This is a genomic window from Paenirhizobium selenitireducens ATCC BAA-1503, assembly GCF_000518785.1.
GTDB classification, from domain to species: Bacteria; Pseudomonadota; Alphaproteobacteria; order Rhizobiales; family Rhizobiaceae; genus Allorhizobium; species Allorhizobium selenitireducens.
On sequence record NZ_JAEG01000006.1, the window covers coordinates 124,053 to 149,422 of the forward strand.

General features: G+C 63.8%; 27 protein-coding genes. 7 read left to right on the plus strand and 20 right to left on the minus strand.

All coding sequences use genetic code 11. The features are described from left to right. Positions 1–172: 172 nt before the first annotated feature. On the minus strand, positions 173–586 hold the full coding sequence (locus tag L867_RS0107980; RefSeq protein WP_028736382.1) for a cupin domain-containing protein: 414 nt from the start codon (positions 584–586) through the stop codon (positions 173–175). A gap of 124 nt (positions 587–710) precedes the next feature. Between L867_RS0107980 and L867_RS0107985 the strand changes: the two genes are divergently transcribed. The 6 genes from L867_RS0107985 to L867_RS0108010 all read left to right on the plus strand — a co-directional run bounded on the left by L867_RS0107985 (position 711) and on the right by L867_RS0108010 (position 9,504). Beyond that, positions 711–1,499: an ABC transporter ATP-binding protein gene (locus L867_RS0107985; RefSeq protein ID WP_028736383.1), complete on the plus strand. Its 789-nt coding sequence runs from the start codon at positions 711–713 to the stop codon at positions 1,497–1,499. A gap of 360 nt (positions 1,500–1,859) precedes the next feature. After that, positions 1,860–2,744, plus strand: a complete 885-nt coding sequence (locus L867_RS0107990; RefSeq protein WP_028736384.1) for an ABC transporter permease — start codon at positions 1,860–1,862, stop codon at positions 2,742–2,744. Then, positions 2,741–3,607, plus strand: coding sequence for an ABC transporter permease (locus L867_RS0107995; RefSeq protein WP_028736385.1), 867 nt, complete (start codon positions 2,741–2,743; stop codon positions 3,605–3,607). The genes L867_RS0107990 and L867_RS0107995 overlap by 4 nt, the downstream gene beginning before the upstream one ends. Before the next feature lie 20 nt (positions 3,608–3,627). Further along, on the plus strand, positions 3,628–4,620 hold the full coding sequence (locus L867_RS0108000; protein ID WP_028736386.1) for an ABC transporter substrate-binding protein: 993 nt from the start codon (positions 3,628–3,630) through the stop codon (positions 4,618–4,620). Positions 4,621–4,973: 353 nt separating this feature from the next. Beyond that, positions 4,974–6,164, plus strand: a complete 1,191-nt coding sequence (locus L867_RS0108005; protein WP_051438879.1) for an efflux RND transporter periplasmic adaptor subunit — start codon at positions 4,974–4,976, stop codon at positions 6,162–6,164. Between the two features lie 13 nt (positions 6,165–6,177). Further along, positions 6,178–9,504: an efflux RND transporter permease subunit gene (locus L867_RS0108010; protein ID WP_028736388.1), complete on the plus strand. Its 3,327-nt coding sequence runs from the start codon at positions 6,178–6,180 to the stop codon at positions 9,502–9,504. A 104-nt stretch (positions 9,505–9,608) separates the two neighbouring features. On the opposite strand, the gene L867_RS27935 is transcribed toward L867_RS0108010, so the two are convergent. Further along, entirely contained in the window at positions 9,609–9,950 is a 342-nt protein-coding gene (locus tag L867_RS27935; protein ID WP_232363907.1) for a hypothetical protein, read from the minus strand. On the opposite strand from L867_RS27935, the gene L867_RS0108015 reads away from it, so the two are divergent. After that, positions 9,949–10,572 (plus strand): Crp/Fnr family transcriptional regulator, encoded by a 624-nt coding sequence (locus L867_RS0108015; RefSeq protein WP_232363908.1) that lies wholly within the window; start codon positions 9,949–9,951, stop codon positions 10,570–10,572. The genes L867_RS27935 and L867_RS0108015 overlap by 2 nt on opposite strands. A 39-nt stretch (positions 10,573–10,611) precedes the next feature. Here L867_RS0108015 and ureG read toward each other — a convergent pair whose 3' ends face one another. The 18 genes from ureG to urtB all read right to left on the minus strand — a co-directional run bounded on the left by ureG (position 10,612) and on the right by urtB (position 25,123). After that, entirely contained in the window at positions 10,612–11,223 is a 612-nt protein-coding gene (gene ureG, locus L867_RS0108020) for an urease accessory protein UreG (RefSeq protein ID WP_028736390.1), read from the minus strand. Further along, positions 11,220–11,657 carry a DUF3995 domain-containing protein gene (locus L867_RS0108025; protein ID WP_028736391.1) on the minus strand — a complete coding sequence of 146 codons (438 nt, stop codon included), beginning with the start codon at positions 11,655–11,657 and terminating at the stop codon, positions 11,220–11,222. The genes ureG and L867_RS0108025 overlap by 4 nt, the downstream gene beginning before the upstream one ends. Beyond that, positions 11,654–12,358: an urease accessory protein UreF gene (locus tag L867_RS0108030; RefSeq protein WP_232363909.1), complete on the minus strand. Its 705-nt coding sequence runs from the start codon at positions 12,356–12,358 to the stop codon at positions 11,654–11,656. Before L867_RS0108030 ends, L867_RS0108025 begins: the two co-directional genes overlap by 4 nt. Beyond that, positions 12,330–12,800 carry an urease accessory protein UreE gene (gene ureE, locus L867_RS0108035; RefSeq protein WP_028736393.1) on the minus strand — a complete coding sequence of 157 codons (471 nt, stop codon included), beginning with the start codon at positions 12,798–12,800 and terminating at the stop codon, positions 12,330–12,332. The genes L867_RS0108030 and ureE overlap by 29 nt, the downstream gene beginning before the upstream one ends. Before the next feature lie 65 nt (positions 12,801–12,865). Beyond that, positions 12,866–13,735, minus strand: a complete 870-nt coding sequence (locus L867_RS24845; protein WP_084638495.1) for a GGDEF domain-containing protein — start codon at positions 13,733–13,735, stop codon at positions 12,866–12,868. A 397-nt stretch (positions 13,736–14,132) separates the two neighbouring features. Beyond that, positions 14,133–14,669 (minus strand): peroxiredoxin, encoded by a 537-nt coding sequence (locus tag L867_RS0108045; protein ID WP_028736394.1) that lies wholly within the window; start codon positions 14,667–14,669, stop codon positions 14,133–14,135. Between the two features lie 224 nt (positions 14,670–14,893). Then, positions 14,894–16,603, minus strand: coding sequence for an urease subunit alpha (gene ureC, locus L867_RS0108050; RefSeq protein ID WP_028736395.1), 1,710 nt, complete (start codon positions 16,601–16,603; stop codon positions 14,894–14,896). Between the two features lie 5 nt (positions 16,604–16,608). Next, complete coding sequence (locus L867_RS0108055; RefSeq protein WP_028736396.1) at positions 16,609–17,247, minus strand: hypothetical protein; 639 nt, start codon at positions 17,245–17,247, stop codon at positions 16,609–16,611. Between the two features lie 28 nt (positions 17,248–17,275). Then, the gene (locus L867_RS0108060; protein WP_028736397.1) at positions 17,276–17,689 is read right to left on the minus strand and encodes a lysozyme inhibitor LprI family protein; all 414 of its coding nucleotides are present in this window, start codon (positions 17,687–17,689) and stop codon (positions 17,276–17,278) included. Between the two features lie 17 nt (positions 17,690–17,706). Then, positions 17,707–18,012, minus strand: a complete 306-nt coding sequence (locus L867_RS0108065; protein ID WP_028736398.1) for an urease subunit beta — start codon at positions 18,010–18,012, stop codon at positions 17,707–17,709. 18 nt (positions 18,013–18,030) lie between these two features. Then, positions 18,031–18,285 carry a DUF1272 domain-containing protein gene (locus L867_RS0108070; protein WP_028736399.1) on the minus strand — a complete coding sequence of 85 codons (255 nt, stop codon included), beginning with the start codon at positions 18,283–18,285 and terminating at the stop codon, positions 18,031–18,033. Between the two features lie 8 nt (positions 18,286–18,293). Further along, the gene (locus L867_RS0108075; RefSeq protein WP_028736400.1) at positions 18,294–18,596 is read right to left on the minus strand and encodes an urease subunit gamma; all 303 of its coding nucleotides are present in this window, start codon (positions 18,594–18,596) and stop codon (positions 18,294–18,296) included. Between the two features lie 25 nt (positions 18,597–18,621). Beyond that, entirely contained in the window at positions 18,622–19,440 is an 819-nt protein-coding gene (locus L867_RS0108080) for an urease accessory protein UreD (protein WP_028736401.1), read from the minus strand. Continuing rightward, positions 19,383–20,528, minus strand: coding sequence for an alpha/beta hydrolase family esterase (locus tag L867_RS0108085; protein WP_028736402.1), 1,146 nt, complete (start codon positions 20,526–20,528; stop codon positions 19,383–19,385). The genes L867_RS0108080 and L867_RS0108085 overlap by 58 nt, the downstream gene beginning before the upstream one ends. Before the next feature lie 96 nt (positions 20,529–20,624). Continuing rightward, complete coding sequence (gene urtE / locus L867_RS0108090; protein ID WP_028736403.1) at positions 20,625–21,320, minus strand: urea ABC transporter ATP-binding subunit UrtE; 696 nt, start codon at positions 21,318–21,320, stop codon at positions 20,625–20,627. Between the two features lie 262 nt (positions 21,321–21,582). Next, complete coding sequence (gene urtD / locus L867_RS0108095) at positions 21,583–22,335, minus strand: urea ABC transporter ATP-binding protein UrtD (RefSeq protein ID WP_028736404.1); 753 nt, start codon at positions 22,333–22,335, stop codon at positions 21,583–21,585. A gap of 5 nt (positions 22,336–22,340) precedes the next feature. Then, positions 22,341–23,513: an urea ABC transporter permease subunit UrtC gene (gene urtC / locus L867_RS0108100; protein ID WP_028736405.1), complete on the minus strand. Its 1,173-nt coding sequence runs from the start codon at positions 23,511–23,513 to the stop codon at positions 22,341–22,343. Next, positions 23,510–25,123, minus strand: a complete 1,614-nt coding sequence (gene urtB, locus L867_RS0108105; protein WP_028736406.1) for an urea ABC transporter permease subunit UrtB — start codon at positions 25,121–25,123, stop codon at positions 23,510–23,512. Before urtB ends, urtC begins: the two co-directional genes overlap by 4 nt. Positions 25,124–25,370 lie beyond the last annotated feature (247 nt).

Below are 25,370 nucleotides of genomic sequence, written 5' to 3' on the forward strand. Positions count from 1 at the left end.
GAGGTCGCCGGCATGTTCAATGACTGCGCGCCAAGGGTCCCATCCTGGCCATCTGCCAAACGGCTGGCGGGGTCCGATCTCCCCCCTTGAGGGGGAGATGTCCGGCAGGACAGAGGGGGGTGAAGCGCCCACAGCCGAAGCCAACTTCTCCCCCACGGGGAGAAGTGGAGCCTCAAACCTCCACCAGCGCGTCGAGCTCCGGCAGAAGCACGACGCTTTCCTGTTCGTTGGGATCTGTCCGGGCGATCAGCGCCGTGCAGGGCGCGTTGGAGAGGTTCGCCGGCAGGTGCGGCACGCCGGCCGGGATGTACATCAGTTCCCCGGCATGCAGGATCACGTGGTTTTCCAGCCGGTCGCCGTACCAGGTATGCGCCTGGCCCGACAGGCAGTAGATCGCCGTCTCGTGGTTCTCGTGCAGATGGGCCTTGGCTCTCGCGCCCGGCGGCATGGTCAGAAGGTGCATGCAGATGGCCTGCGAGCCGACCGTTTCGGCCGAAATGCCGGCGAAATAGCTCAGGCCCTGCTTGCCGTCATAGGTGCTTCCGGGCCGAACGATCCGGCAGGTGGGTTTCAATGACGTATCCATGCTGGCACTCCTCCATGATCTCCGAAATTCCCGCAAAGTCCGATAGGCCGGCCCGCGCCGGCCATGTATTGATAGTGTGCAAGAGGCTTGGCGCCTTTGCAAGAAAGCCCATAGGTTCCCATCGATGACCGCTCCCTTTTCCGTCGTGTCCGCCAAGGACCTCTGTCTCACCTTCCAGACGGGAGACGGGCCGGTCCACGCGCTGTCCAATGTCGATCTCGAGGTGAAGAAGGGCGACTTCGTCTCCTTCATCGGCCCCTCCGGCTGCGGCAAGACCACCTTCCTGCGCGTCATCGCCGATCTCGAAAAACACACCTCGGGCACGATCACCGTCAACGGCATGACGCCGGAAAACGCCCGCAAGGACCGCTCCTACGGCTATGTCTTCCAGGCGGCGGCGCTCTATCCCTGGCGCACGATCGAAAAGAACATCGCCCTGCCTCTGGAGATCATGGGCTTTTCCAAGGAGGAGCAGAAGAAGCGGGTGGAGCAGACGCTGGAGCTCGTCAACCTCACCGGCTTCGGCAAGAAATTCCCCTGGCAGCTGTCGGGCGGCATGCAGCAGCGCGCCTCGATTGCCCGCGCGCTCGCCTTCGACGCCGACCTTCTGCTGATGGACGAGCCCTTCGGCGCGCTCGACGAAATCGTCCGCGACCATCTCAATTCCGAACTGCTGAAACTCTGGGACCGCACCGACAAGACGATCTGCTTCGTCACCCATTCGATCCCGGAAGCGGTCTATCTGTCGACCAAGATCGTCGTCATGAGCCCCCGCCCCGGCCGCGTCACCGACATCATCGAATCGACGCTGCCACGCGAGCGCCCGCTGGAGATCCGCGAGACCCCGGAATTCCTCGCAATCGCCCACCGCGTCCGCGAGGGCCTGAAGGCGGGGCACTCTTATGAGGAATAGTGTTTCCCTCTTCCACGCCATGAAGATGCCCCTCACCCTGACCCTCTCCCCGCAGGCGGGGAGAGGGAACGGCCACGGCGGTGCCACGCGTCCCTTCTCCCCGTCAAGACGGGGAGAAGGTGCCGGCAGGCGGATGAGGGGCACTGGAATCTTCCACGTGGCAGAGAGGGTTACCCCCCTCTGTCACTTCGTGACATCTCCCCCTCAAGGGGGGAGATCGGGAGCACACCGTTTCCGTTCGACCATCGCAAACCACGCCAGAGGAAGGGCGAGCGTCGTCCGCACATCGATCTCCCCCCTTGAGGGGGAGATGCCCGGCAGGGCAGAGGGGGGTAAAAGCCTGAAGATCGGAGGCCGCCCATGACCTCCCCCTCCCTCTTCCGCGACCGTATCCTGCCGGTCCTCACCGTCATCCTCGCCATCCTCGTCGTCTGGCACATCTTCGTCGTCTACCTCAACGCACCCTTCGTGCGCGACCAGGCGGCGCGGGCGGGGGAAGAGATCACCTTTTCCCAGGTGGTCGAGCGTACCTTTGCCCAGGAGCGGCCGGTGCTGCCCGCCCCGCACCAGATCTTCGTCGAACTGTGGGACACCACGGTGAACAAGGCGGTCACCTCCAAGCGCAGTCTCGTCTACCATGCCGGCGTCACGCTTTCGGCGACCCTGCTCGGCTTCGTGATCGGCACCGTGCTCGGCATCCTGCTGGCCGTCGGCATCGTCCACAACCGGGCCATGGACCGGTCGCTGATGCCCTGGGTGATCGCCAGCCAGACCATTCCGATTCTCGCCATCGCGCCGATGGTCATCGTCGTCCTGAACTCGGTCGGCATATCGGGCATCCTGCCCAAGGCGCTGATCTCGACCTATCTGTCCTTCTTCCCGATCGTCGTCGGCATGGTGAAGGGACTTAGAAGCCCCGACACCATTCTGCTCGACCTCATGCACACCTATCATGCGAGCCCCTCCCAGACCTTCTGGAAGCTGCGGTGGCCGGCCTCGATGCCCTATCTCTTCACCTCGCTCAAGGTGGCGATCGCCATCTCGCTGCTCGGCGCCATCGTCGCCGAACTGCCGACCGGCGCCATTGCCGGCCTTGGCGCGCGGCTGCTCTCCGGCTCCTATTACGGCCAGACCATCCAGATCTGGGCGGCGCTGTTCATGGCCGCCGGCCTTGCCGCCATCCTGGTGTCGATCGTCGGCGTCGCCCACGCCCGGGTGCTCGCTCGCATGGGGGCCAAGCCATGAACGGATATCTCGTCTTCGCCCTCGTCTTCTGGCTGTCCGCCTGGGGCCTCAACGAATGGCTGGTGCGCCGGACCTTCAAGGACCGCATGGTGCGCCGCATCGTCAACATCGCCGTGCCGCTGATCTTCGGGACGACGCTGCTGGTCATCTGGGAATGCCTGGTGCACGGCTTCAACATCCCCTCGATCCTGCTGCCGGCACCGTCGATGATCTGGGCCAGGCTCATTACCTCGGTGCCGACGCTGTGGGCCGATTTCCAGCAGACCTTCCTCAAGTCGGTGATCACCGGCTATGCGCTCGGCTGCGGCCTCGGCTTTGCCGTCGCCATCCTGGTCGACCGCTCGCCCTTCCTGCAAAAGGGCCTGCTGCCGATCGGCAATTTCGTCTCGGCCCTGCCGATGGTCGGCGTCGCGCCGATCATGGTCATGTGGTTCGGCTTCGACTGGCAGTCCAAGGTCGCCGTGGTGGTCATCATGACCTTCTTCCCCATGCTGGTGAACACCGTGCAGGGGCTGTCGGCCGCGAGCCACATGGAACGCGACCTGATGCGCACCTATGCGGCATCGTGGTGGCAGACGCTGGTGAAGCTTCGCCTGCCGGCCGCCTGGCCGTTCATCTTCAACGCGCTCAAGATCAATTCCACGCTGGCTCTGATCGGCGCGATCGTGGCGGAGTTCTTCGGCACCCCGATCGTCGGCATGGGGTTTCGCATCTCCACGGAAGTGGGGCGCAGCAATGTCGACATGGTCTGGGCGGAGATTGCGGTTGCCGCGCTCGCCGGATCGATCTTTTATGGGGTGGTGGCGCTCGCCGAGCGCGCCGTCACCTTCTGGCATCCGTCTGTCCGTGGTGGACAGGCGTAAATAAGAAAGAGGGAACCAAAATGACATTGAAACTCGCATCCCTGCTGCTGGCCGGCGCCGTCTCGCTGACCGCCATGCAGGCGGCCGCTGCCGACAAGGTGACGCTGCAGCTGAAATGGGTCACCCAGGCCCAGTTCGCCGGCTACTACGTCGCCAAGGACAAGGGCTTCTACGAAGCCGAAGGTCTCGACGTCGAAATCAAGCCGGGCGGCCCGGACATCGCCCCCCCGCAGGTTCTCGCCGGCGGCGGCGCCGACGTGATCGTCGACTGGATGCCGTCCGCTCTCGCCACCCGCGAAAAGGGCGTTCCGCTGGTCAACATCGCCCAGCCGTTCAAGGCCTCGGGCATGATGCTGACCTGCCTCAAGGAAACCGGCATCACCAAGCCGGAAGACTTCAAGGGCAAGACGCTCGGCGTCTGGTTCTTCGGCAATGAATATCCGTTCCTGTCCTGGATGGCGACGCTCGGCATCAAGACCGACGGCTCGGAAGGTGGCGTCACCGTCCTCAAGCAGGGCTTCAACGTCGACCCGCTGCTGCAGAAGCAGGCCGCCTGCATCTCGACCATGACCTACAACGAATACTGGCAGGTCATCGACGCCGGCATCAAGGCCGAAGACCTGGTGACGTTCCAGTACGAGAAGGAAGGCGTAGCCACCCTCGAAGACGGCCTCTACGTCCTCGAGGATTCGCTCAAGGATGCCGCCTTCAAGGAAAAGATGGTCAAGTTCGTCCGCGCCTCGATGAAGGGCTGGAAGTGGGCCGAAGAGAACCCGGATGACGCAGCCGGGATCGTCCTCGAAAACGACGCCTCGGGCGCCCAGACAGAAACCCACCAGAAGCGCATGATGGGCGAAGTCGCCAAGCTCACCGCCGGCTCGAACGGCGCGCTCGACGAAGCCGACTACAAGCGCACCGTCGCCACCCTGCTCGGCGGCGGTTCCGACCCGGTCATCACCAAGGAGCCGGTCGGCGCCTACACGCTCGACATCACCAACGAAGCCCTTAAGTAAAACCAGGGCTGGCATTCGAAACGAAGGCGTCCGGATCCAGGTCCGGGCGCCTTTTCGCGTGAATAGCATAGCGTTTCCAGTGCCGGAGCCGCCCGTAATTCGGAAACGCATTGCACATTGATTTGTGCGCCGCAGCAGACTAAAAAATTAGAGGCTTCGAGATCCCTTGCCGGGACTTGTATCAGGCCGCGTCGATACCAACTAAAGTTCCAGACGATACAATCCGTAGAATTGTCGTTCGGCTGCAAAGACGCTATACCGGCCTCCTTGAGGCGGGAACCGTACGTTCCGGCCGGTAATGCCCGCATTCCATGATTTTTTGATAGCCTGTCCAGAAAACTCGGAAGGGACACATGGTCCGCTCTACGAACGTCACTGCCGGATTGCTTGTTTTGTCCGTCGCCCTTTTCCCGTTTGCCGCCGCCGCCGAAGATGTGCCGGCGAGCCAGCCGAAGCCGTCCTTGCCGTCCATCATCGTGACCGAGGCGAGCACGCGTGCGCTGGTCGACCGGATCGTCGCAACGGGGACGATCAAGGCCACCGAGGAAATCTACGTGCAGCCGCAGGTCGAAGGCCTGTCGATCCGCTCGCTCGAAGCCGATGTGGGCGACCGCGTCGCGGCAGAAGCGGTCGTGGCGCGGCTGAACGATGACAGCCTGCTTCTGCAGAAGAGCCAGCTGGTGGCGACCAAGGCCAAGGCCGAAGCATCGCTTGCCCAGTACAAGGTACAGCTCGGCGACGCGAAGTCCGGAGCCGCCGAAGCCGAACGCCAGTACAAGCGCGCCCAGACCCTGGGCAAGTCGGGAACGCTGTCCAAGGCCTCGATCGAGCAGGCCGAAACCACGGCAACCAGCGCCATTGCCAAGGTGGACAGCACGGTGCAGGCCATCGCGATTGCGGAAGCCGACATCAAGGTTGTCGAGAGCCAGCTTGCCGACATCGACCTGAAGCTCGCCCGCACCGATGTGAAGACCCCGGTCGCCGGCCTGATCGCCGATCGCAACGCCAAGGTCGGCGGGATCGCCAGCGGCGCCGGTGAGCCGATGTTCACCATCATCCGTGACGGCGAGATCGAACTCGTGGCCGATGTTTCGGAAACCGACATCCTGAAGATGCGGCTCGGACAGAAGGCCAGGATCAAGGTCGCCGGCGGCAGCACGACGCTCGACGGTTCCGTGCGGCTGATCTCGCCGGTGATCGACCCGCAGACGCGCCTCGGCGCAGTCCACGTCGCCATCGACGACGACCAGGGCGCGCGCTCCGGCATGTATGCGAGCGCCGAGATCATCATTGCCGAGGCCGATGGCGTGGCCCTGCCCCTGTCGGCAATCACCACCGACAAGCACGGCACGACGACGCGCCTGGTCACCGACAACGTGGTCAAGCAGGTCAAGATTGAGACCGGCATCCAGGATGGCGCCTTCATCGAGATCAAGGACGGGCTGAAGCAGGGTGACGTCGTCGTCGCCAAGGCCGGCGCCTTCGTCCGCGACGGCGACCACATCAATCCCGTCCGCGACGAGACGTCGGCAGAGTCGAACTGAGCAGGAGCACGCCGTGAATTTTTCCGCCTGGTCCATTCGCAATCCGATCGCACCGATCCTCGGCTTCTTCCTGCTGATGGTCGTGGGCGTGCAGTCGTTCCTTGCCCTGCCGATCACCCGCTTCCCGAACATCGATGTGCCGCTGGTCGCCATCACCGTTCAGCAGAGCGGGGCTTCTCCGGCCGAACTGGAAATGCAGGTGACGAAGGAGATCGAGGACGCCGTCGCCAGCATCACCGGCGTCGACGAACTGTCCTCGACCGTCACCGATGGCCAGTCGCAGACGGTCGTGATGTTCCGCATGGAAATTCCGACGGAACAGGCGGTTCAGGACGTCAAGGACGCCATCGATGGCATCCGCGGCGACCTGCCGGCCTCCGTCGAGGAACCGATCGTCACCAAGGTCGACGTCGAAGGGCAGGCGATCCAGACCTTTGCCGTCTCCTCGCCCAACATGTCGCTCGAGGAATTGTCCTGGTTCGTCGATGACACGATCAAGCGCGCGCTGCAGGGCCAGCCCGGCATCGGCCGTATCGACCGCTACGGCGGCGCCGACCGGGAAATCCGGGTCGAGCTCAACCCCGACCGGTTGAACGCCTACGGGATCACCGCCGCCGACGTCAACGGACAGTTGCGCGGCACCAATGTCGATATCGGCTCCGGCCGTGGCCAGGTGGCCGGCGCAGAGCAGGCGATCCGCACGCTGGGCGATGCGCGCAACGTCTCCGACCTTGCCGACACCACGATCGCGCTTTCCGGCGGCCGTTTCGTCAAGCTGTCCGATCTCGGCACCGTCCAGGATACCTACGAAGAACAGAAGTCGTTCTCCCGCTACAACGGCGAGCCGGTCGTCACCTTCGCCGTGTTCCGCGCCAAGGGCGCCAGCGAAGTGTCGGTGGCCGAAACCGTCGGTGCCAGCCTCGCCCAGGTCCGCAGCGAATACCCGAATGTAGACATCGAGCTGATCAACGACTCGGTCTACTTCACCTACGGCAATTACGAAGCCGCCATGCACACGCTTCTGGAAGGGGCGCTCCTTGCCGTCATCGTGGTCTTCCTGTTCCTGCGCAACTGGCGCGCCACGCTGATCTCCGCCGTCGCCCTGCCCCTGTCCGCGATCCCGACCTTCTGGATCATGGACATGATGGGCTTCTCGCTCAACCTCGTCAGCTTCCTGGCACTGACGCTCGCGACCGGCATCCTCGTCGACGATGCGATCGTCGAGATCGAGAACATCGCGCGCCACATCAAGATGGGCAAGACGCCCTATAGAGCGGCCATCGAGGCGGCGGACGAGATCGGCCTTGCCGTCATCGCCACGACCTTCACCATCATCGCCGTCTTCGTGCCGGTGTCGTTCATGCCGGGCATTCCCGGCCAGTACTTCATCCAGTTCGGCCTGACCGTCGCCTTCTCGGTGTTCTTCTCGCTAATGGTGGCGCGCCTGATCACGCCGCTGATGGCCGCCTATCTGATGCGCTCCGAAGACGCGATGGACGACCATCACGACAACGATAGCGCCTTCATGAAGGGTTATACGCGGCTGGTGCGCACCACCACGACGCACTGGTATGCCCGCTATGCCACGCTGATCGGCGCCTTCGCCTTCCTCGTCGGATCGGTGATGCTGCTCGCGCAGGTTCCGGGCAGCTTCCTGCCGCCGGAAGATGCCGGCCGCGTTACGCTCTCCGTCGAACTGCCGCCGAACGCGACACTTGCCGAAACCGAGGCCAAGACCGATGAGATCTACGCCGCGGTCAAGGATCTCGACGGCGTGGAAAGCACCTTCATCCTCGGCGGCGCCTCGCCGAAGGGCGACATGGAACTGCGCCGCGCCAGCGTGACGCTGAACCTGATCAAGATCGAGCATTCCCTGCTGAAGACCATCGTCAACAAGGGTATCGGCGGCATTCCGCTGGTCGGCGATTATCTGCCGAAATTGCCGGTCGAGGGCCGCACCCGTCCGCAATGGGACATCGAGCGCGAAGTCTTCGAAAGGCTGAGGCCGATCGCCGACATCCGCGTGCTCAAGCTCAACGACCGCGGCGAACGCGACCTTGCCTTCAACTTCCTGTCGAAGAACGAGGAAGAGCTGAACGATGCCGTGGGCCTGCTGGAAGCCAAGCTCCGCACAGTGCCATCGCTGGCCAATGTCAGCGCCGAAGGTGCCCTGCCCCGGCCCGAGCTGCAGATCCGCCCGCGCAAGGACGAAATGGCCCGCCTCGGCATCACGCCGAGCCAGATCGCCGAGACCGTTCGGGTCGCCACGATCGGCGACATCGATGCCGCGCTGTCGAAGATATCGCTCGACAACCGCCTGATCCCGATCCGGGTCCAGGCCGCGCTCGACCTTAGAACCGATCTGGCCGCCATCCGGGCTTTGAAGATACAGACCGCGACCGGCGCTACCGTGCCGCTCGCCAGCGTCGCCGACATCGACTATTCCGAAGGTGTCAGCTCGATCAAGCGCAACAACCGCAACCGCGTCGTCACCATCGGCGCCGACCTGCCCCAGGGCGTGGCGCTCGACACGGCGTCCGCAGCCTTCCGCCAGGCGGTGGATGAGGCCGATATTCCGGCAAGCGTGCGACTGGCCGAAAGCGGCGACACCAAAGTGCAGAACGAAATGCAGCAGAGCTTCCTCAATGCCATGCTGCTCGGCCTGCTGCTCGTGCTGACCGTCTTGATCCTGCTGTTCAAGGACGTGATCCAGCCGTTCACCATCCTCTTGTCGCTGCCGCTGGCCATCGGCGGTGTGGCGGTGGCGCTGATCGTCACGAACAACGCGCTCTCCATGCCCGTGCTGATCGGCATCCTCATGCTGATGGGCATCGTGACGAAGAACGCCATCCTGCTCGTCGACTTCGCCATCGAGATGCGCCACCAGGGCGTGGCGCGCGTCGAAGCCATGGTCGAGGCGGGCCGCAAGCGTGCCCGGCCGATCATCATGACCTCAATCGCCATGTCGGCGGGCATGCTGCCCTCGGCGCTCGGGGTCGGCGAAGGCGGCTCGTTCCGCGCGCCGATGGCAATCGCGGTCATCGGCGGCATCATCGTCTCGACGGTGATGAGCCTGCTCGTGGTGCCCGCCTTCTTCCTCATCATGGACGACTTGTCGCGCCTGCTCGGCTGGCTGTTCAGCCGCATGGTCGGCAAGAAGGAGGAGGAGCGCCTTCCCCTCTCCGCCGAAACGTTGACGGACATCTCCGAACGCAACAGCGCGACCCTTTCGACCATGGAAGAGCGCCTTGCCGCAGTGGAGAAGCGCCTGCCCGAACCGCCGCGCAAGAGCGGTGAGAGCGCCAAGCTCATCTCCCTGCCGCCGCTCGCGGCGGAGTGAACGACCAACAAACAAGAAGATGGCCGGGCAAACGCCCGGCTTTTTCTGTGTTTCATGTAAATTTCGGCCAAAATCGCTGTATCGGGCAAGGTGATTGATCGAAATCAATTCACCCGTTCCCCGCCTTGCCTATCGTTACCTTGCTGAGAAACAAGCGAGGTGAGGGTGGTTTCTTGGCCAGGGAGCGAGACGGGACGCAATTGCCAGTCCCACCCTTTCCGGCCACGGAACACCGGAGTTGCGTGACGGATCGTGTGCCGAATGCCGGCATGGCGGAGCCGTCGGCCGGACGAGGCGAGCACGTTCGCGTCATCCCCGCCTTGCCGTTTTTCACCGAGACTGGCCAACGCGCTCCACCAGGAACGCAATCTGGAGCCGAAAACCGTGAACAAGATTTTGAAATTGAACACACGCGACAAAAACACCCTGCTCAGGACGCCCTTCATGGCATCACTCGGTGCGAGCGCGCAGGCGCGCATGCTCGAGATCGCCACGGTGATGAACTATGAAGCGCGGGACATCCTCTTTCGCGAAGGCGAGGCGGCGGAAAGTTTCTACTGCGTGCTGAACGGCTATGTCCGGCTGTTCCGGCTGAACAAGGACGGCCGCGAGGCGGATATCCGCATCTGCGGCCCCGGCGACACCTTTGCCGAATGCCTGCTGGCGATGGGCGACCAGTATCTCTACAATTCGCAGGCCGCCGAGACCATCACGGTCGCGCGCTTCGAGCTGCAGAAGGTACGGGCGCTGGCCGAACAGGAGAAGGACGTGGCCAAGGCCATCATCCAGTGCCTGTCGAACCACCTTCGCAACACGATGGACTGCATCGCCAACGACCGGCTGCAGACCGCGCCGCAGCGCGTCGCCCACTACCTGCTCGACAACTGCCCGCAGGAGGGCAGCTCGGCCTCGATCCGCCTGCCCTTCCAGAAGAGTCTGCTGGCCGGAAAGCTGGGCCTTGCCCCTGAAGCCCTGTCGCGGGCCTTTTCGTCGCTGAAGCGCGCCGGCGTGACGGTTCGCGGCCGGATCATCCAGATCGCCGACATCAGCGCGCTGAAGCAGATCTGATCAGACGCACCGTCTCCAGCCATTCGAACGGGCGGGCCCTCAAAGCCCGCCCGTTTCCTTGAGAAAGCGGACGATCTCGTCGATGCCCTCGCCGCGTTTCATGTCGGTGAAGACGAAGGGCCGCGCGGCGCGCATGCGCCCGGCATCGCCCTCCATCACGTCAAGGTCGACGTCAACATAGGGTGCGAGATCCTTCTTGTTGATCACCAGCAGATCCGAGCGGGTGATGCCCGGCCCGCCCTTGCGCGGGATTTCCTCGCCCTGGCAGACCGAAATCACGTAGATCGTCACGTCGGCGAGGTCCGGCGAGAAGGTCGCAGCCAGATTGTCGCCACCGGATTCGATGAACACCACGTCGAGGTCGGGAATGCGGGCATTGAGATCAGCAATGGCCTTGAGATTGATCGAGGCGTCCTCGCGGATTGCGGTATGCGGACAGCCGCCGGTCTCGACCCCGACGACGCGGTCGGAGGTAAGCGCCTGCATGCGGATCAGCGCATCGGCGTCCTCGCGCGTGTAGATGTCATTGGTGACCACGGCGACGGAGTAATCGTCGCGCATCGCCTTACAGAGCTTTTCGGTGAGCGCCGTCTTGCCCGAACCGACCGGTCCGCCGATGCCGACCCGCAAGGGTCCGTTTGCCGATTTCATGCCGTGTATCCTGTTGCAAGAAGAGTGAAGCCCACGCCGATGACGAGGCAGAGCGGCCCATAATAGCGCCGGTCGAGGCTCGCGAAAGGCTCCTGCGGAACCAGTGCACGCCAGGCCGGGACATAGGCCGCGACGCCGCGGGCGAGGAAGACGAAAGCCACAACCACGCCTGCCGCCGGCAATGACCAGGTCCAGAACGGCCAGCCGCAGACGGAGCCAAGCGCCAGCGCGACATAGGCGACGACGCCGAGCGCCCCGGCGACCAGCGCGGAAGCCGGACGCGGCGGCATATGGTCCCGGTCGGCAAAGCCCGCGACCATCCGGGCAAGATCCCCTTCGCTCGTCGCGGGAAAGGTGGAGCCTGCGGCCCATGCAAGATGCAGCACGGCGATCGCCAGAAGCACAACGGCGAGGAAGACGGCGAGCGTGCTCATGACTGGAACAACCGAGAATACTGGGTTTCGTGGCGCATCGACAGCAGGTCGGCGAGCACCGTCGCCGAACCGAGATCCTCGAGCCCCATGGGCTCGACGGCCTGCGCCTTTGCGATCAACTGCCCCTCCAGCCCGGCGAGGATCGCCACGGCCTGACGCTGGCCGATGACGCTGAGCCGGATGGCGGCGGAGACAAGTTGCGCGCACTGCGCCTGCAGGAACGCGACCAGCGCATCGGCGAGCGCGACGCCGTTGGCTGCGGCGACCGCCCCCACCGCGATGCTGTAGGCCGTGCTTGGGTCAAGCAAGGCCAGGACCGGCTGCGGCCAGGCGGAAACAGCGGCGACGAACGCATCGCCCTGGTTGACCGCCTCATGGTAGCGCTCGGCCGAGCCGGCCAGCGCCGCGGCCAGGGCCGCCACTTCCGCCAGCCGGTCGGCATCGGCGAAGGCGCGGTGCGCTTCGGCAAGCAGGATGGCATCATTGCGCAGCGACCCCGCGTCAAGCAGGGTTTCGAGCCAAATGGCGAGATCGTCGGCGCCAGACACATGCCCCTCGGCGACCGCCGCCTCCAGCCCGCCGGAATAGGCAAAACCGCCGACCGGAAAGCCCGGCGACAGCCAGGTCATCAGCCGGACCAGGCTCTGCGGATTGCCGGTGCCGGAAGGGCGTTCAGGCATGATCGTGATTGTGGTTCGCATGTCCGCCACCATGGGAATGATAGGCGCCGTGCATCGGCTGGAAGCGTTCCGTGACCTCCGTGACGGTCGCGCCGAGGCCGGTCAGCATGTCCCGGATCACATGATCCCTGAGGATGAGGATACGCTCCTCCTCGATCTGCGCCGGCAGGTGCCGGTTGCCGAGATGCCAGGCCAGTTCGATCAGGTGCAGCCGGTCGCGCGGCCGGATCGCGAAGAGCTTTTCCTCGGCCGCCCTGACTTCGATCGCCTGACCGTCGTCCATCAGCAGCAGGTCGCCATGGGCGAGAAGCACGGGCTGCTTGAGGTCGAGCATCACCATGTCGCCGTCCTCGAGATGCAGCAGCTTGCGCCTCAGATGCCGCTCGTCATGGCCAAGCGTGACGGAGCCGACGATGGTTTCTTCGGACGTCCCGGCGGGGAGATAGGTGGTAACGCGGCGCATGGCTTTCCCGAACTGGTTATTTTTCAACCATGCAAAAACAAGAGGCAAACAGCAAGGCTGAAGTTTCAGCCGGCCGCCGGGACCTGCTCGCCGGAGAAGTGCATCATGCCGATATGCATGGTCTCGTTGCCATGGCTCTCGAGAGGACCCGCCTCCGCTTGCTCGGCCTCGTGGACCACGCGGTTACGCCCCCCGGCCTTCGCCCGGTAGAGGGCACTGTCGGCAGCAGAATAGACACTCTCCGGACGCCGCTCGGGGCCGAACTCGGCGATGCCGGCCGAAACCGTCGTGCTGATGGCGACACCGTCGCAATAGATCGCCCGTGCTTCGACCAGGTTGCGGGCCCGCTCCACCAGCGCGATCCGCTGCGCGACGCCCCCGCCCCGGACGATTACGCCGAACTCCTCGCCACCGAGCCGTGCCATCAGATGCTGGTCGCCGAATACCTCGCGCAGGACTTCCGCCACCGCCTTGATCACCTCATCGCCGGCGCAGTGGCCGTGGCAGTCGTTGACGGCCTTGAAGCGGTCGAGGTCCAGGATCGCCAGCGAAGCCCCGGCACCGGTCTCGGCCAAAGTTGCGTTGAAGGCGCGCCGGTTCAACAGGCCGGACAACATGTCAGTGAGGCTGAGACGCTCGAACTCGGCGCGAGACACCGTCAGGTCTCGAATGACATGCCCCGTGATCAGCGCAAGCGCACCGGACACCGCACCGCCGAACAGCCACGAGCAGGCGACGGACAACTTGACCGAGTCGGCCAGCGACAACGGCAAGAGTCCCAGCGCATATCCCAGCGGCAGCAAGGCGATGTTGAAGGTAAAGGCCAGCAGAACGGCGCGAAACGTCATCTTCAAGGCAAAATTATAGACCGCCGCACGGCTGTCGAAATTGCCGAGATCGACCTGAAGCGACATCCATCTCTTAAGAATATCCACCGCGCCGCCCCCTGTTCATGCAGCACTGATCGAATAGGCCCGTTCTCTTGGCTTATTGCTAATCAAAACACTAAAATGCCGACGAATGCCAAAATACAATTGAAATACCGAAAGGCGATTATTTATAACCTTTGATTGCAGGCATTACAATATTCTCCCGGGCACAAACGTACTTGCGGAGCCGCTCAAACAGCCGAAATCCGCCCTATTTTGGTCGATGAGCCAGCTAGTACTATGATTTGCATACTGCATTTAAGTTGTCTCATGAACGACAGTCGCGGCGGAAAGAGTGTTAACGGCGAGGTGCGTCCTGCTGCAACGACAACCCTGCCGCGTTAACGAAAAAAGGCCCGGGTACGCCCGGGCCTGTCCGATACGAATTCTGTGGCGAATTGCCTCAGGCGGCAATCTTCGCCTTCAGCTTTTCCATGATGTTCTGCGGCGAGGAGACGCCATAGGGATCGCTGTCGCAATTGTCCGAATAGCCTTCTTCCTCGAACCACTGTTCGATCAGGCCATCATTGATGATGGCGGCATAACGCCAGGAGCGCATGCCGAAGCCGAGATTGTCCTTGTGGACCAGCATGCCCATCTTGCGCGTGAACTCGCCCGAACCGTCCGGGATCAGCTTGACGTGGTCGAGGTTCTGCGACTTGCCCCAGGCGTTCATGACGAAGGCGTCGTTGACCGAGATGCAATAGATCTCGTCGATGCCTTCGGCCTTGAACTCCGGATACATCTTTTCGAAGTCCGGCAGCTGGTAGGTCGAGCAGGTCGGCGTAAAGGCGCCCGGCAGCGAGAAGAGGATGACCCGCTTGCCCTTGAAGTAGTCAGCCGACGTCATGTCCTGCCAGCGAAACGGATTGGGGCCACCCACCGATTCGTCGCGAACGCGGGTACGGAAGGTGACATCGGGAACTTTCTTACCGATCAACATGGCAATCTCCTTAGAAATCAAAAAAACGGCCGCCCCGCCGGAACGGGACATAAAGGCACTGGTGCTTAGAACTAACGCAAAATGGGTTGCAGCGCAGCATGAAACCGCCGCAACGAGCCGGCGCATGGCAGCAATGCGCCAAACGCATGGCTATCCGGCCCTGGGCACGCCTTGGCACAGCTCCATCGGCATACCTCGGAAAGCGGTGGAGCGGGAGAAGCTCAGAACAGGAAGTAGCGCTGCGCCATCGGCAGGACGGTCGCCGGTTCGCAGGTCAGCAATTCCCCGTCGGCCCGCACCTCGTAGGTTTCCGGATCGACCTCGATCTCCGGCGTCAGGTCGTTGTGGATCATCGACGCCTTGGAAATGCCGCCGCGGGTGTTCTTGACGGCCAGCAACTGCTTGGCAACGCCCAGACGACCGGCAAGACCGGCATCGAGCGAGGCCTGGCTGACAAAGGTCACCGAGGAATTGGTGCGCGCCTTGCCGTAGGCGCCGAACATCGGCCGGTAGTGCATCGGCTGCGGCGTCGGGATCGAGGCGTTTGGGTCGCCCATCGGCGCCGCGGCGATCATGCCGCCGAGCAGTACCATGCTCGGCTTGACGCCGAAAAACGCCGGGTCCCAGAGCACCAGGTCGGCCCGCTTGCCGATCTCGATCGAGCCGATCTCATGGGACAGCCCCTGCGCGATGGCCGGGTTGATCGTGTATTTGGCGATGTAGCGCTTGACGCGGAAATTGTCGTTGTCGCCCACTTCCTGAGCGAGCCGCCCCCGCTGCCGCTTCATCTTGTCGGCGGTCTGCCAGGTGCGGATGGCGACCTCGCCGACGCGGCCCATGGCCTGGCTGTCCGACGAGATGATCGAGAAGGCGCCGATATCGTGCAGAATGTCTTCCGCCGCAATCGTTTCCTTGCGGATGCGGCTTTCGGCAAAGGCGATGTCTTCCGGGATCGACGAGGACAGGTGATGGCAGACCATCAGCATGTCGAGATGCTCGGCAACCGTATTGACCGTGTAGGGCCTGGTCGGATTGGTCGACGACGGGATGACATTCGTCTGGCCGCAGATCTTGATGATGTCCGGCGCATGGCCGCCGCCGGCCCCTTCGGTGTGGAAGGCGTGGATGGTGCGGCCGCGGATCGCGCCGATCGAGTCCTCGACGAAGCCGCTCTCGTTCAGCGTATCGGTATGGATCATCACCTGCACGTCGTACTGGTCGGCGACCGAGAGGCAGCAATCGATGGCGGCCGGCGTGGTGCCCCAATCCTCGTGCAGTTTCAGGCTGGAGGCGCCGGCGAGAATCATTTCTTCCAGCGGCGCCGGCAACGAGGCATTGCCCTTGCCGGCCAGCGCCAGGTTCATCGGGAAGGCATCAAAACTCTCGATCATGCGCTCGATATGCCAGGCGCCGGTGCAGGTGGTGGCCAGCGTGCCATGGGCCGGGCCGGAGCCGCCGCCCAGCATGGTCGTCATGCCGGACATCAGCGCTTCCTCGATCTGCTGCGGGCAGATGAAGTGGATATGGGCATCCATGCCGCCCGACGTCAGAATCTTGCCTTCGCCGGCAATCACCTCGGTCGATGGCCCGACAATGATCGTCACATTCGGCTGGGTATCGGGATTGCCCGCCTTGCCGATCCCATGGATGCGACCGTTCCTCAGACCGACATCGGCCTTGACGATCCCCCAGTGGTCGACGATCAGCGCATTGGTGATGACGGTATCCACCGCACCATTGGCCCGCGTCACCTGGCTCTGGCCCATGCCGTCGCGAATGACCTTGCCGCCGCCGAACTTCACCTCGTCGCCATAGGTGGTGAAATCCTTCTCGACCTCGATGAACAGTTCGGTATCGGCGAGCCGAACCTTGTCGCCGGTGGTCGGACCGAACATCGAGGCATAGGCCTTGCGGGACATCTTGTAGGGCATGACGATCAGACTCCTTGGGAGGGGGAGGACGCAGTGTCTGGATTGAGCCGAACCAGCTTGCCGGAAGCCACATGGGCCTCGATCAGCTGGCGCTCGGCGGCAAATGGGTGGCCGTCCCAGCCCTGATGGCTGAAGCCGGCAAGAAAGATCTGGTCCCGGTCATGGCCCGGATCGGCCAGCACATCGGCGAGAACCTGCGCCACGAGGATCATGCCGCTGCTCGGCACCACATAGGGCCCTGGCTCATAGGCCAGAAGCGCCTGGTCGACCGCCTCGTGCACATCGCGCGACAAGACCCGGTGGCGCTTGTCGCAGACCTCGGCAGCCGCAGCGAAACCGGCCGTGTAATCGTCGCAGAAATCGTCGAGCTCCGGATGGCTGACAAGCAGCGACTGGCGCATCTCGCCGAACTTTTCCGGATCGCGCACCGACCATATCTCCGAGCAGGCGCTGACCGGCGGGCTGTCGAGCCAGGCGCCGGACAGCATGGCCCGCGCCGGCCGGCCGGTATTGCACACGGCCACGACGTCGGTGCGGCTGCCGGCAGCTCCGAAGTTGCGGCACTCGTTGAAACGGATGACCCGGTCGGCGGCATCGATGCGTGCCGCAGCGCCTTCCGGTACTTCTCCGTTTCCGACGATCATGATGCGCTGTCCCATCTCTCTCCGATCGTCAGTTGCCGAAGCCCTTGATGAGCTCTTCGAGCTCGACGGTGCGCTTGCGCGTCACTTCGGCCAGGCAAAGCTCGATGATGGCGGGCTCGAGGGTGCCGCCACGCACGGAGAAGCCCTCCACGTCGCAATGGGCGTCGCGATACTGGATCCACGCCCTCTGCGCCTTCATCAGGGCATCGACGCCGCCGCGCTGATCGGCGTCAAGCGCGGCATCCCAGTCGGCGACCGCCTTCTTGGTCTTTGGCCACTGTTCGTTGAGCTTCTTGTCGGCCGCCTCGTGCTCCTGCACGGCGCAGAGGATCATGTCCGACTGGGTGACGGCATCCTCGCACTTGATGATCGGCTCATCCTCGGCCGAGGCCGGCACGGCCATGAGAGCAGCAAGGCCGCCGATCGCCAACAGTCTCTTCATCGTCTTCACCTGCCGCATCACAGCGCTCCCATGACCTTCTGCCTGAAACCATAGACCTCCCGCTTGCCGGCAAGCGGGATCAGGGTGACCTGCCGCGTCTGGCCGGGTTCGAAGCGCACGGCGGTTCCGGCCGGAATGTCGAGCCGCATGCCACGCGCCGTGTCGCGGTCGAAGGAAAGCCCCGCATTGGTCTCGAAAAAATGGTAGTGGCTACCGACCTGCACCGGCCGGTCGCCGGTATTGGACACCTCGATCGTCACGGTCGGCTGACCGGCATTGAGTTCGATCTCGCCGTCTGCGGCAATGATTTCACCGGGGATCATGGATAGTCCCTCCCTTGTTCAGGCGGCCTTGACGGGCTTGCAGCCCTCGGCCTTGAAGACGCGTATAGTCGACGCTGGATTGTTTACGAGTTTCGCGGCCGGCCGGATCGGTCGGCGCACCAGTTCGCCGCCGCAGTTCGGGCAGAAACCGCCGAGCACGGTCGCCGCACAGTCGCTGCAGAAGGTGCATTCGAAGCTGCAGATCAGCGCATCGCCGCTCTCCGGCGGCAGGTCGCGGTCGCAGCATTCGCAGTTCGGCCGGAGTTCCAGCATGGGACGCCTCAGCGGATCGGTTCGTGGACGGTCACCAGCTTGGTGCCGTCGGGAAAGGTCGCCTCGACCTGCACGTCGTGGATCATCTCAGCAATGCCCTCCATGACCTGGTCGCGGGTGATGACATGGGCGCCGGCCTCCATCAGTTCGGCGACCGGACGTCCGTCGCGTGCGCCCTCGACGACGAAATCGCTGATCAGGGCGATGGCTTCCGGGTAGTTGAGCTTGACGCCCCGCTCCAGCCGGCGCCGGGCCACGATGGCCGCCATGGCGATCAGCAGTTTGTCTTTTTCCCTCGGGCTCAGGTTCATGACCGCTCCACGTTCTTGATCACTGTCATAGATTCCAGACTTTCGGCACTGACGCCCCGCCGCGCAAGACGGAAATCACCGGGATCAGGCTTTTTCTCAAAGTGTACCCATCTTCGGCCGCAAGCCGGGCCACCAGTTTCCCGTTCCACTGGCTGGCGCCTCCGGGGTTATCGCCAAGCGCCGCGCGAACCTTCGGCAGAAGTGCCTCGCACAGCGGTCCGGTGTAGAGCACGGTGGCGAAGGCGACCTTGCCGGCGAGCACGGCCGCCGAGGCCGTAAGATCGGCGACGTTTCCCTCCAAACGCAGGTCCTCGGCATGGATCAGCCGGCCGCCGCGGCGGATGCGCCAGCGGTCGCGCACCATGCCCTGCGCCATGGCCTCGCCCATGGCCTTGCGCCCGAGCAGGATCGCCTCGACGGCGACAAATTCGGCGCTCTCGTCAAGATCGACCACGAGCCGGCGCGACAGCGCGGCATTGTCGAAGAGGATAGATTCCTGCGGCAGCCAGTGGACTTTTGCGCCTGGGGCGGCCTCGATGCGGGTGACGACCTCGGCCGCCCCGGCGGACGCCTTGTAGACCTTCTCGCAGGCCTGGGTCGTGGCGGTCAGAAACGTGTCGGGGCCGGCGGAAAACGACCAGTCCAAACGGTCGCCGCCGGTGAGCCCGCCGGCGGTGTTGATGATCACCGCTTCCATCTCGCCGGTGAAGGTCTCGGGTAGCCGGATCTTGGCCGCCCCCTCCTGATAAAGCTCGGCGAGGCGCGTGCGCCCGCCGAACGGCTTGGTCACAAGCCTTCCGACGCCCCGGGCGCGCTGAGGTCTGGTTGCACTGGCTGTCTGCACGCTGTTCCCTGCCCGCCTTTGTTATTTGTGGCGGTTGTTGTCGTGTCGGTGCAGGTCGCCTTGGCGCTCGACGCCATCAGCTCCCCTCCCGCACTGCGAAAGAAGTCCCACATTCTGCCGGTCGCATCAACCTCCCGGATGGCTTCGTCCCCGGCCGAGGCGAGCCGGAAGCGGATGTTCTTTCCCGGCCAGTCATGTGTGGCGTCGGCAATCACGTAGGACATGACGCTCGCACCCGCGCGGCAGCCGGGATAGGTGGTGACCGTCAGCGTGTCGCCCTTGTCGGTCAGCGCCCGGCCGTCGCAGCCGTTTAGCTCGGCCCAGCGCTTCACCGCGACCTCGCCGCCATATTGCCAATAGGCCTTGCCGCCGCCGGCAAACGGATTGACGTGGTCCTTGAGGCCGGAAAAGGCGATGATCGAGACCGGCTTGGCCGGCTGGCAGCTCGCCTTGCGCGGCCGCCACACGCCGTCTTCCTGCTCCGGATAGCCGGCGCGCAGGCCCATGACGAAGCCGGCGGCAGCGAAGTCGCCGTGACCGTCGCAGACATATTGCGACAGCATGCGCCCGCCGCCGGAATAGCCTGACGCATAGATGCGGGCCGGATCGACGCAGAAGGTTTCCTTTGCCGTCTCGACTGCGTCGCGGATGAAATCGCCCTCGTCGAGGCCATTGCCGCGGCTGACGCCCGGCAGCGGGTTGACGCCCGGCACGTTCCACGCATGGGTGCCCGGCACGCTGCCGTCGAGGCTGCCCTGAAGCGCCATGACGATGAAGCCTTCGCGTTCCGCGACCTCGTCCCAGTGGCTGCGGTTCATCTGCCCGTCGGGATGACTGTTGGAGCCATGGAAATCGAAGACCAGCGGCAGCTTGCGCTTGCCGTCATAGGCCGAAGGAATGAAATAGACCGCCGACCGCTCGACCCCGCCAGACTGGATGGACAGGTCGTTCCGGCCGGCCGGCAGCGCCGCGCCGCAGCCCGAAGCCGATGCGCCTCCCGCAAGACCAAGAAGGGAAAATATCGCCGTCGCGAGCAGGCCAACGGATTTGCCGCCCCGCAGACGGCGCAGGGCCGTGCTGGTTGTCATGGCTACGCCTTCTATTTGCAGATGCGTGTGCATACCACGCGGACCCGAAGCATCAACCATATTTCACTAATAATTCATCAACCCTGCTGTGCAGGATCATACGGTCAGGTGGCGGCGCGCTTCCGCCGTGTCCAGCGTTTCGGCCGCGCCTTCGTGAACGATTTCCCCGCGATCCATGATGTAGACATGGTCGGCAAGCTCGCGGCAGAAGTCGAGATATTGCTCGACCAGCAGGATCGCCATGCCGGTGGAATCCCGCAGATACTGGATCGCCCGGCCGATATCCTTGATGATCGACGGCTGGATGCCCTCGGTCGGCTCGTCGAGCACGAGGATTTTTGGCCGCGTCACCATGGCCCGGCCGATGGCGAGCTGCTGCTGCTGCCCGCCCGACAGGTCGCCGCCCCGCCGCGACAGCATGGTGTTGAGCACCGGAAACAGGCTGAAGATCTCGTCGGGGATGAACCGCTCCTTGCGCGGCAGCGGCGCATAGCCGGTCTCGAGGTTTTCCTTGACGGTGAGCAGCGGGAAGATTTCCCGCCCCTGCGGCACATAGCCGATACCCGTACGCGCCCGGTTGAACGGCGCCATGCCGTTAAGCGTCACGCCGTCAAACGCGATCGTGCCCGCCGAGACGCCGTGCTGGCCGGTGACGGCACGCAGCAGCGACGACTTGCCGACGCCGTTTCGCCCCAGCACGCAGGTGATCTTGCCCATCTCCGCCTTGATGGAGACCCCGCGAAGGGCTTGAGCTGCGCCGTAGTGGAGGTTGATGTTGTCGACTGTCAGCATGATGTGTGTTCCCCGAAATGTTTACGGGGTGCGGCACCCCCCTCTGCCCTGCCGGGCATCTCCCCCACAAGGGGGGAGATCGGCGCGGGGCCGGCCTCTTGCCTGCCAACCATCCTTGCGGGACGATACCGCCCGTAAACCCCGAACCTTCGCTTTGATGTTGGGCAGGCGGGTTGCCAAGATCCGATCTCCCCCCTTGTGGGGGAGATGGCCGGTAGGCCAGAGGGGGGTATGCAGACCTGAGCGTAAGACATGGTCATCCTCACCGCCCCAGATAATTCTCGATCACCTTCGGATCGGCCGAGACGAAATCGATCGAGCCTTCGGCCAGCACCGAACCTTCGGCAAGGCAGGTCACCTTGACGCCGAGATCGCGGATGAAGCCCATATCGTGTTCGACGACGACGACCGAACGGGTCTTGGCGATCTGCTTGAGCAGGATCGCCGTCTCGGCGGTCTCCGCATCGGTCATGCCGGCCACCGGCTCGTCGACCAGCAGCAGCTTGGGTTCCTGCGCCAGAAGCATGCCGATCTCGAGCCATTGCTTCTGGCCGTGACTGAGATTGGCGGCGAGGTCCTTGGCGCGGGCGGTCAGCCGCACCGTATCGAGGATCTCCTCGATGCGCAGCTTGTCCTCCGCCGTCAGCCGGTAGAACAGCGTGCCGAAAACGCCGCGGTCGCGGTTGAGCGCCAGTTCGAGATTGTCCCACACGGTATGGCTCTCGAACACGGTCGGCTTCTGGAACTTGCGGCCGATGCCGAGCTGGGCGATTTCGGCCTCGTCCTTCTTCGTCAGGTCCACCTCGCCGTTGAAGAAGACCTCGCCGCTGTCGGGTCTTGTCTTGCCGGTGATGATGTCCATCATCGTCGTCTTGCCGGCGCCGTTCGGGCCGATGATGGCGCGCAGCTCGCCCGGCTCGACGACGAAGGACAGCGAATTCAGCGCCTTGAAGCCGTCGAAGGAGACGGACACGCCGTCGAGATAGAGGATGCTTGTCGGTTTCTTGTCGTTCATGACATTCACTCCGCAGCCTGACCGAGCGGCAGCGCCGCATCGGATGCCTTGTCATTGTTGGCGGCAGCGTCCGCCGCCTTGCGGTCCCGGCGTGCCGCATAGCGCTGCTGGATCGTGCCCACCACGCCCTTCGGCAGGAACAGGGTGACGCCGATGAACAGGCCACCCAGCGCGAACAGCCAGAGTTCCGGGAAGGCGCCGGTGAAATAGCTCTTGCCCGCATTGACCATCAGCGCGCCGATGATCGGACCGATCAGCGTGCCGCGCCCGCCGACCGCGGTCCACACCACCACCTCGATCGAGTTGGCGGGTGCGAACTCGCCGGGATTGATGATGCCGACCTGCGGCACGAACAGCGCCCCGGCAATGCCCGCCATCATCGCCGAGACGACGAAGGTGAAGAGCTTGATGTTCTCGACCCGGTAGCCGAGAAAGCGCACCCGGCTCTCGGCATCGCGCACCCCGACCAGAACCTTGCCGAACTTGGAGCGCACGATCGCGGAGGAAATCACCAGGCAGAGCGACAGCATGATCGACGACAGGGCGAACAGCACGGCGCGTGTTCCGTCGGCCTGGACGTTGAAGCCGATGATTTCCTTGAAGTCGGTCAGCCCGTTATTGCCGCCGAAGCCCATGTCGTTGCGGAAGAAGGCCAAGAGCAGCGCATAGGTCATCGCCTGGGTGATGATCGACAGATAGACGCCGTTCACGCGCGAGCGGAAGGCGAACCAGCCGAAGACGAAGGCGAGCAGACCGGGCACGACCAGCACCATGATCATGGCGAACCAGAACATGTCCATGCCGTGCCAGAACCACGGCAATTCCTTCCAGTTGAGGAAGACCATGAAGTCCGGCAGGACCGGATTGCCATAGACGCCGCGCGAGCCGATCTGGCGCATCAGGTACATGCCCATGGCATAGCCGCCGAGCGCGAAGAAGGCGCCGTGGCCGAGCGACAGGATGCCGCAATAGCCCCAGACCAGATCGAGCGCCAGCGCCAGCAGTGCGTAGCAGAGATATTTGCCCATCAGCGACACGGCATAGGTCGGGATGTGGAAGACGCTGTCCGGCGGGGTCAGCAGGTTGAGCGCCGGCACAAGAAGCGCCACGCCGAGAAGAATGGCGACGGCGACGACGATCTTGCCTTCGAGTGCCCTGAAGATGAAGCCCGTGATCATGCTTCCACCGCCCGTCCCTTGAGCGCGAAGAGGCCGCGCGGTCGTTTCTGGATGAAGAGAATGATCAGCACGAGCACGAGGATCTTGCCCAGCACCGCGCCGACCGAGGGTTCGAGGAACTTGTTGAGAATGCCGAGCGACAGCGCGCCGACAAACGTGCCCCAGAGATTGCCGACACCGCCGAACACGACCACCATGAATGAGTCGATGATGTAGGCCTGGCCGAGATTGGGCGAGACGTTGTCGATCTGGGAAAGCGCCACGCCGGCGATCCCGGCGATGCCGGAACCGAGCGCGAAGGTGAAGGCGTCGACCCAGGGGGTGCGGATGCCCATGGAGGACGCCATGCGGCGGTTCTGCGTGACGGCGCGCATCTGCAGGCCGAAGGCCGAGCGCTTCATCAGCGTCAGAAGGGCGAAGAAGATGGTCAGCGAGAAGAGCACGATCCACATGCGGTTCCAGGTGATCGTCAGCCCGCCCAGCGCAAACGATCCGGACATCCAGGACGGATTGCCGACCTCCTGGTTGGTCGGGCCGAATATGGTGCGGATCGCCTGCTGCAGGATGAGCGAAATGCCCCAGGTGGCGAGCAGGGTTTCGAGCGGCCGGCCGTAGAGGAAGCGGATGACGCCGCGCTCGATCACGAGGCCGATGACGGCGGTGACGAGGAAGGCGACCGGCAGGGCAATCGCCAGCGACCAGTCGAACAGGTCGGGATAGGAGGTGCGGATCACCTGCTGGACCATGAAGGTGGAATAGGCGCCGATCATCACCATCTCGCCATGCGCCATGTTGATGATGCCCATCACGCCGAAGGTGATGGCAAGTCCGATGGCGGCGAGGAGCAGGACGGAGCCGAGCGAGATGCCGTACCAGATGTTCTGCGCCGCATCCCACAGCGCCAGATCGCCCTCGATGCCGGCGATCGCCTTGTCGAGATCGGGTTTCAGGCTCTCGTCGATCGACGAGGACACAGTCATCAGGATGCCGATCGCCTCGCGTCCGCCGAGCGAGGCGACCCGTTCGATCGCGGCACGCTTTTCCTCGACGGAGCGGTCGGAGGCCAACAGCGACACGGCGCGCGCCTCTTCCATGCGGGCCTTGACTTCCGGATCGGTTTCCTTGGCAAGGGCGGTCTCGACGAGGTCGAGGTTTTCGGCGCTCGGCGATTGCAGAACCTGCTGCGCCGCCTGCAGCCGGACCTCACGATCGGGGCTCAGCAGCGTCAGCCCGCCAAGCGCGGAACGGATGGCGCGGCGGAGAGTGTTGTTGACCTTGATCTTGGTGAAGGCGCCCTTCGCTTCCTCGCCGATCACCTCGCCGGTCAGCGGATCGATGGCGGAAAGCTTGGCACCGGCGGCCTTGGTGATGACCACGGCACCGTCCGACTTGCGGACATAGAGATCGCCCTCGGCAAAGGCTTCGAGCGCCGGCACGACGCGGGCATCGCCGGTCGCAGCGATCTGCGTCAGCAGTTCCTCGGCCTGCTTGAAATTGGCCTTGCCGAGCGCGTCGATCAGGTCCTTCGGATCGCTCTGCGCCAGGGAGGGCGCGGCGAAGCCCATCGTCAGCAGGATAAAAATGAACTGTAGCCAGTATCGCATCGTCATCACGCAGCCCCTCGTTCGTGCGCGTTGCCGTTCGACCCCCTCACCTGCGATTTCTAACACTTAGCTACGCTAAATGTTAGAAATCGCTTCCTCTCCCACAAGGGGAGAGGTGGAAGCGGCAAACTCGGCACCCGCCTCTCCCCTTGTGGGAGAGGATACAAAATCGCGATCCTAGCGTTCGCTAAGTCGCAGATTTTGTTGGTGAGGGGGAATGTTCCCCCTCATCCGGTCCTTCGGACCACCTTCT

Excerpts from the sequence above, each read along its gene's own strand:
- L867_RS0107985 (WP_028736383.1), top strand. The coding sequence starts at position 711 with ATGACCGCTCCCTTTTCCGTCGTGTCCGCCAAGGACCTCTGTCTCACC.
- L867_RS0107990 (WP_028736384.1), top strand. The coding sequence starts at position 1,860 with ATGACCTCCCCCTCCCTCTTCCGCGACCGTATCCTGCCGGTCCTCACC.
- L867_RS0108000 (WP_028736386.1), top strand. The coding sequence starts at position 3,628 with ATGACATTGAAACTCGCATCCCTGCTGCTGGCCGGCGCCGTCTCGCTG.
- L867_RS27935 (WP_232363907.1), bottom strand. The coding sequence starts at position 9,950 with ATGAAGGGCGTCCTGAGCAGGGTGTTTTTGTCGCGTGTGTTCAATTTC.
- L867_RS0107995 (WP_028736385.1), top strand. The coding sequence starts at position 2,741 with ATGAACGGATATCTCGTCTTCGCCCTCGTCTTCTGGCTGTCCGCCTGG.
- ureC (WP_028736395.1), bottom strand. The coding sequence starts at position 16,603 with ATGCCCTACAAGATGTCCCGCAAGGCCTATGCCTCGATGTTCGGTCCG.
- urtC (WP_028736405.1), bottom strand. The coding sequence starts at position 23,513 with ATGATCACGGGCTTCATCTTCAGGGCACTCGAAGGCAAGATCGTCGTC.
- L867_RS0108060 (WP_028736397.1), bottom strand. The coding sequence starts at position 17,689 with ATGAAGAGACTGTTGGCGATCGGCGGCCTTGCTGCTCTCATGGCCGTG.
- L867_RS0108070 (WP_028736399.1), bottom strand. The coding sequence starts at position 18,285 with ATGCTGGAACTCCGGCCGAACTGCGAATGCTGCGACCGCGACCTGCCG.
- ureE (WP_028736393.1), bottom strand. The coding sequence starts at position 12,800 with ATGCGCCGCGTTACCACCTATCTCCCCGCCGGGACGTCCGAAGAAACC.
- urtE (WP_028736403.1), bottom strand. The coding sequence starts at position 21,320 with ATGCTGACAGTCGACAACATCAACCTCCACTACGGCGCAGCTCAAGCC.
- L867_RS0107980 (WP_028736382.1), bottom strand. The coding sequence starts at position 586 with ATGGATACGTCATTGAAACCCACCTGCCGGATCGTTCGGCCCGGAAGC.
- ureG (WP_028736390.1), bottom strand. The coding sequence starts at position 11,223 with ATGAAATCGGCAAACGGACCCTTGCGGGTCGGCATCGGCGGACCGGTC.
- L867_RS0108030 (WP_232363909.1), bottom strand. The coding sequence starts at position 12,358 with ATGCGAACCACAATCACGATCATGCCTGAACGCCCTTCCGGCACCGGC.
- L867_RS0108055 (WP_028736396.1), bottom strand. The coding sequence starts at position 17,247 with ATGATCGTCGGAAACGGAGAAGTACCGGAAGGCGCTGCGGCACGCATC.
- L867_RS0108025 (WP_028736391.1), bottom strand. The coding sequence starts at position 11,657 with ATGAGCACGCTCGCCGTCTTCCTCGCCGTTGTGCTTCTGGCGATCGCC.
- urtB (WP_028736406.1), bottom strand. The coding sequence starts at position 25,123 with ATGACGATGCGATACTGGCTACAGTTCATTTTTATCCTGCTGACGATG.
- L867_RS0108075 (WP_028736400.1), bottom strand. The coding sequence starts at position 18,596 with ATGAACCTGAGCCCGAGGGAAAAAGACAAACTGCTGATCGCCATGGCG.
- L867_RS0108065 (WP_028736398.1), bottom strand. The coding sequence starts at position 18,012 with ATGATCCCCGGTGAAATCATTGCCGCAGACGGCGAGATCGAACTCAAT.
- urtD (WP_028736404.1), bottom strand. The coding sequence starts at position 22,335 with ATGAACGACAAGAAACCGACAAGCATCCTCTATCTCGACGGCGTGTCC.
- L867_RS0108015 (WP_232363908.1), top strand. The coding sequence starts at position 9,949 with ATGGCATCACTCGGTGCGAGCGCGCAGGCGCGCATGCTCGAGATCGCC.
- L867_RS0108005 (WP_051438879.1), top strand. The coding sequence starts at position 4,974 with ATGGTCCGCTCTACGAACGTCACTGCCGGATTGCTTGTTTTGTCCGTC.
- L867_RS0108085 (WP_028736402.1), bottom strand. The coding sequence starts at position 20,528 with ATGACAACCAGCACGGCCCTGCGCCGTCTGCGGGGCGGCAAATCCGTT.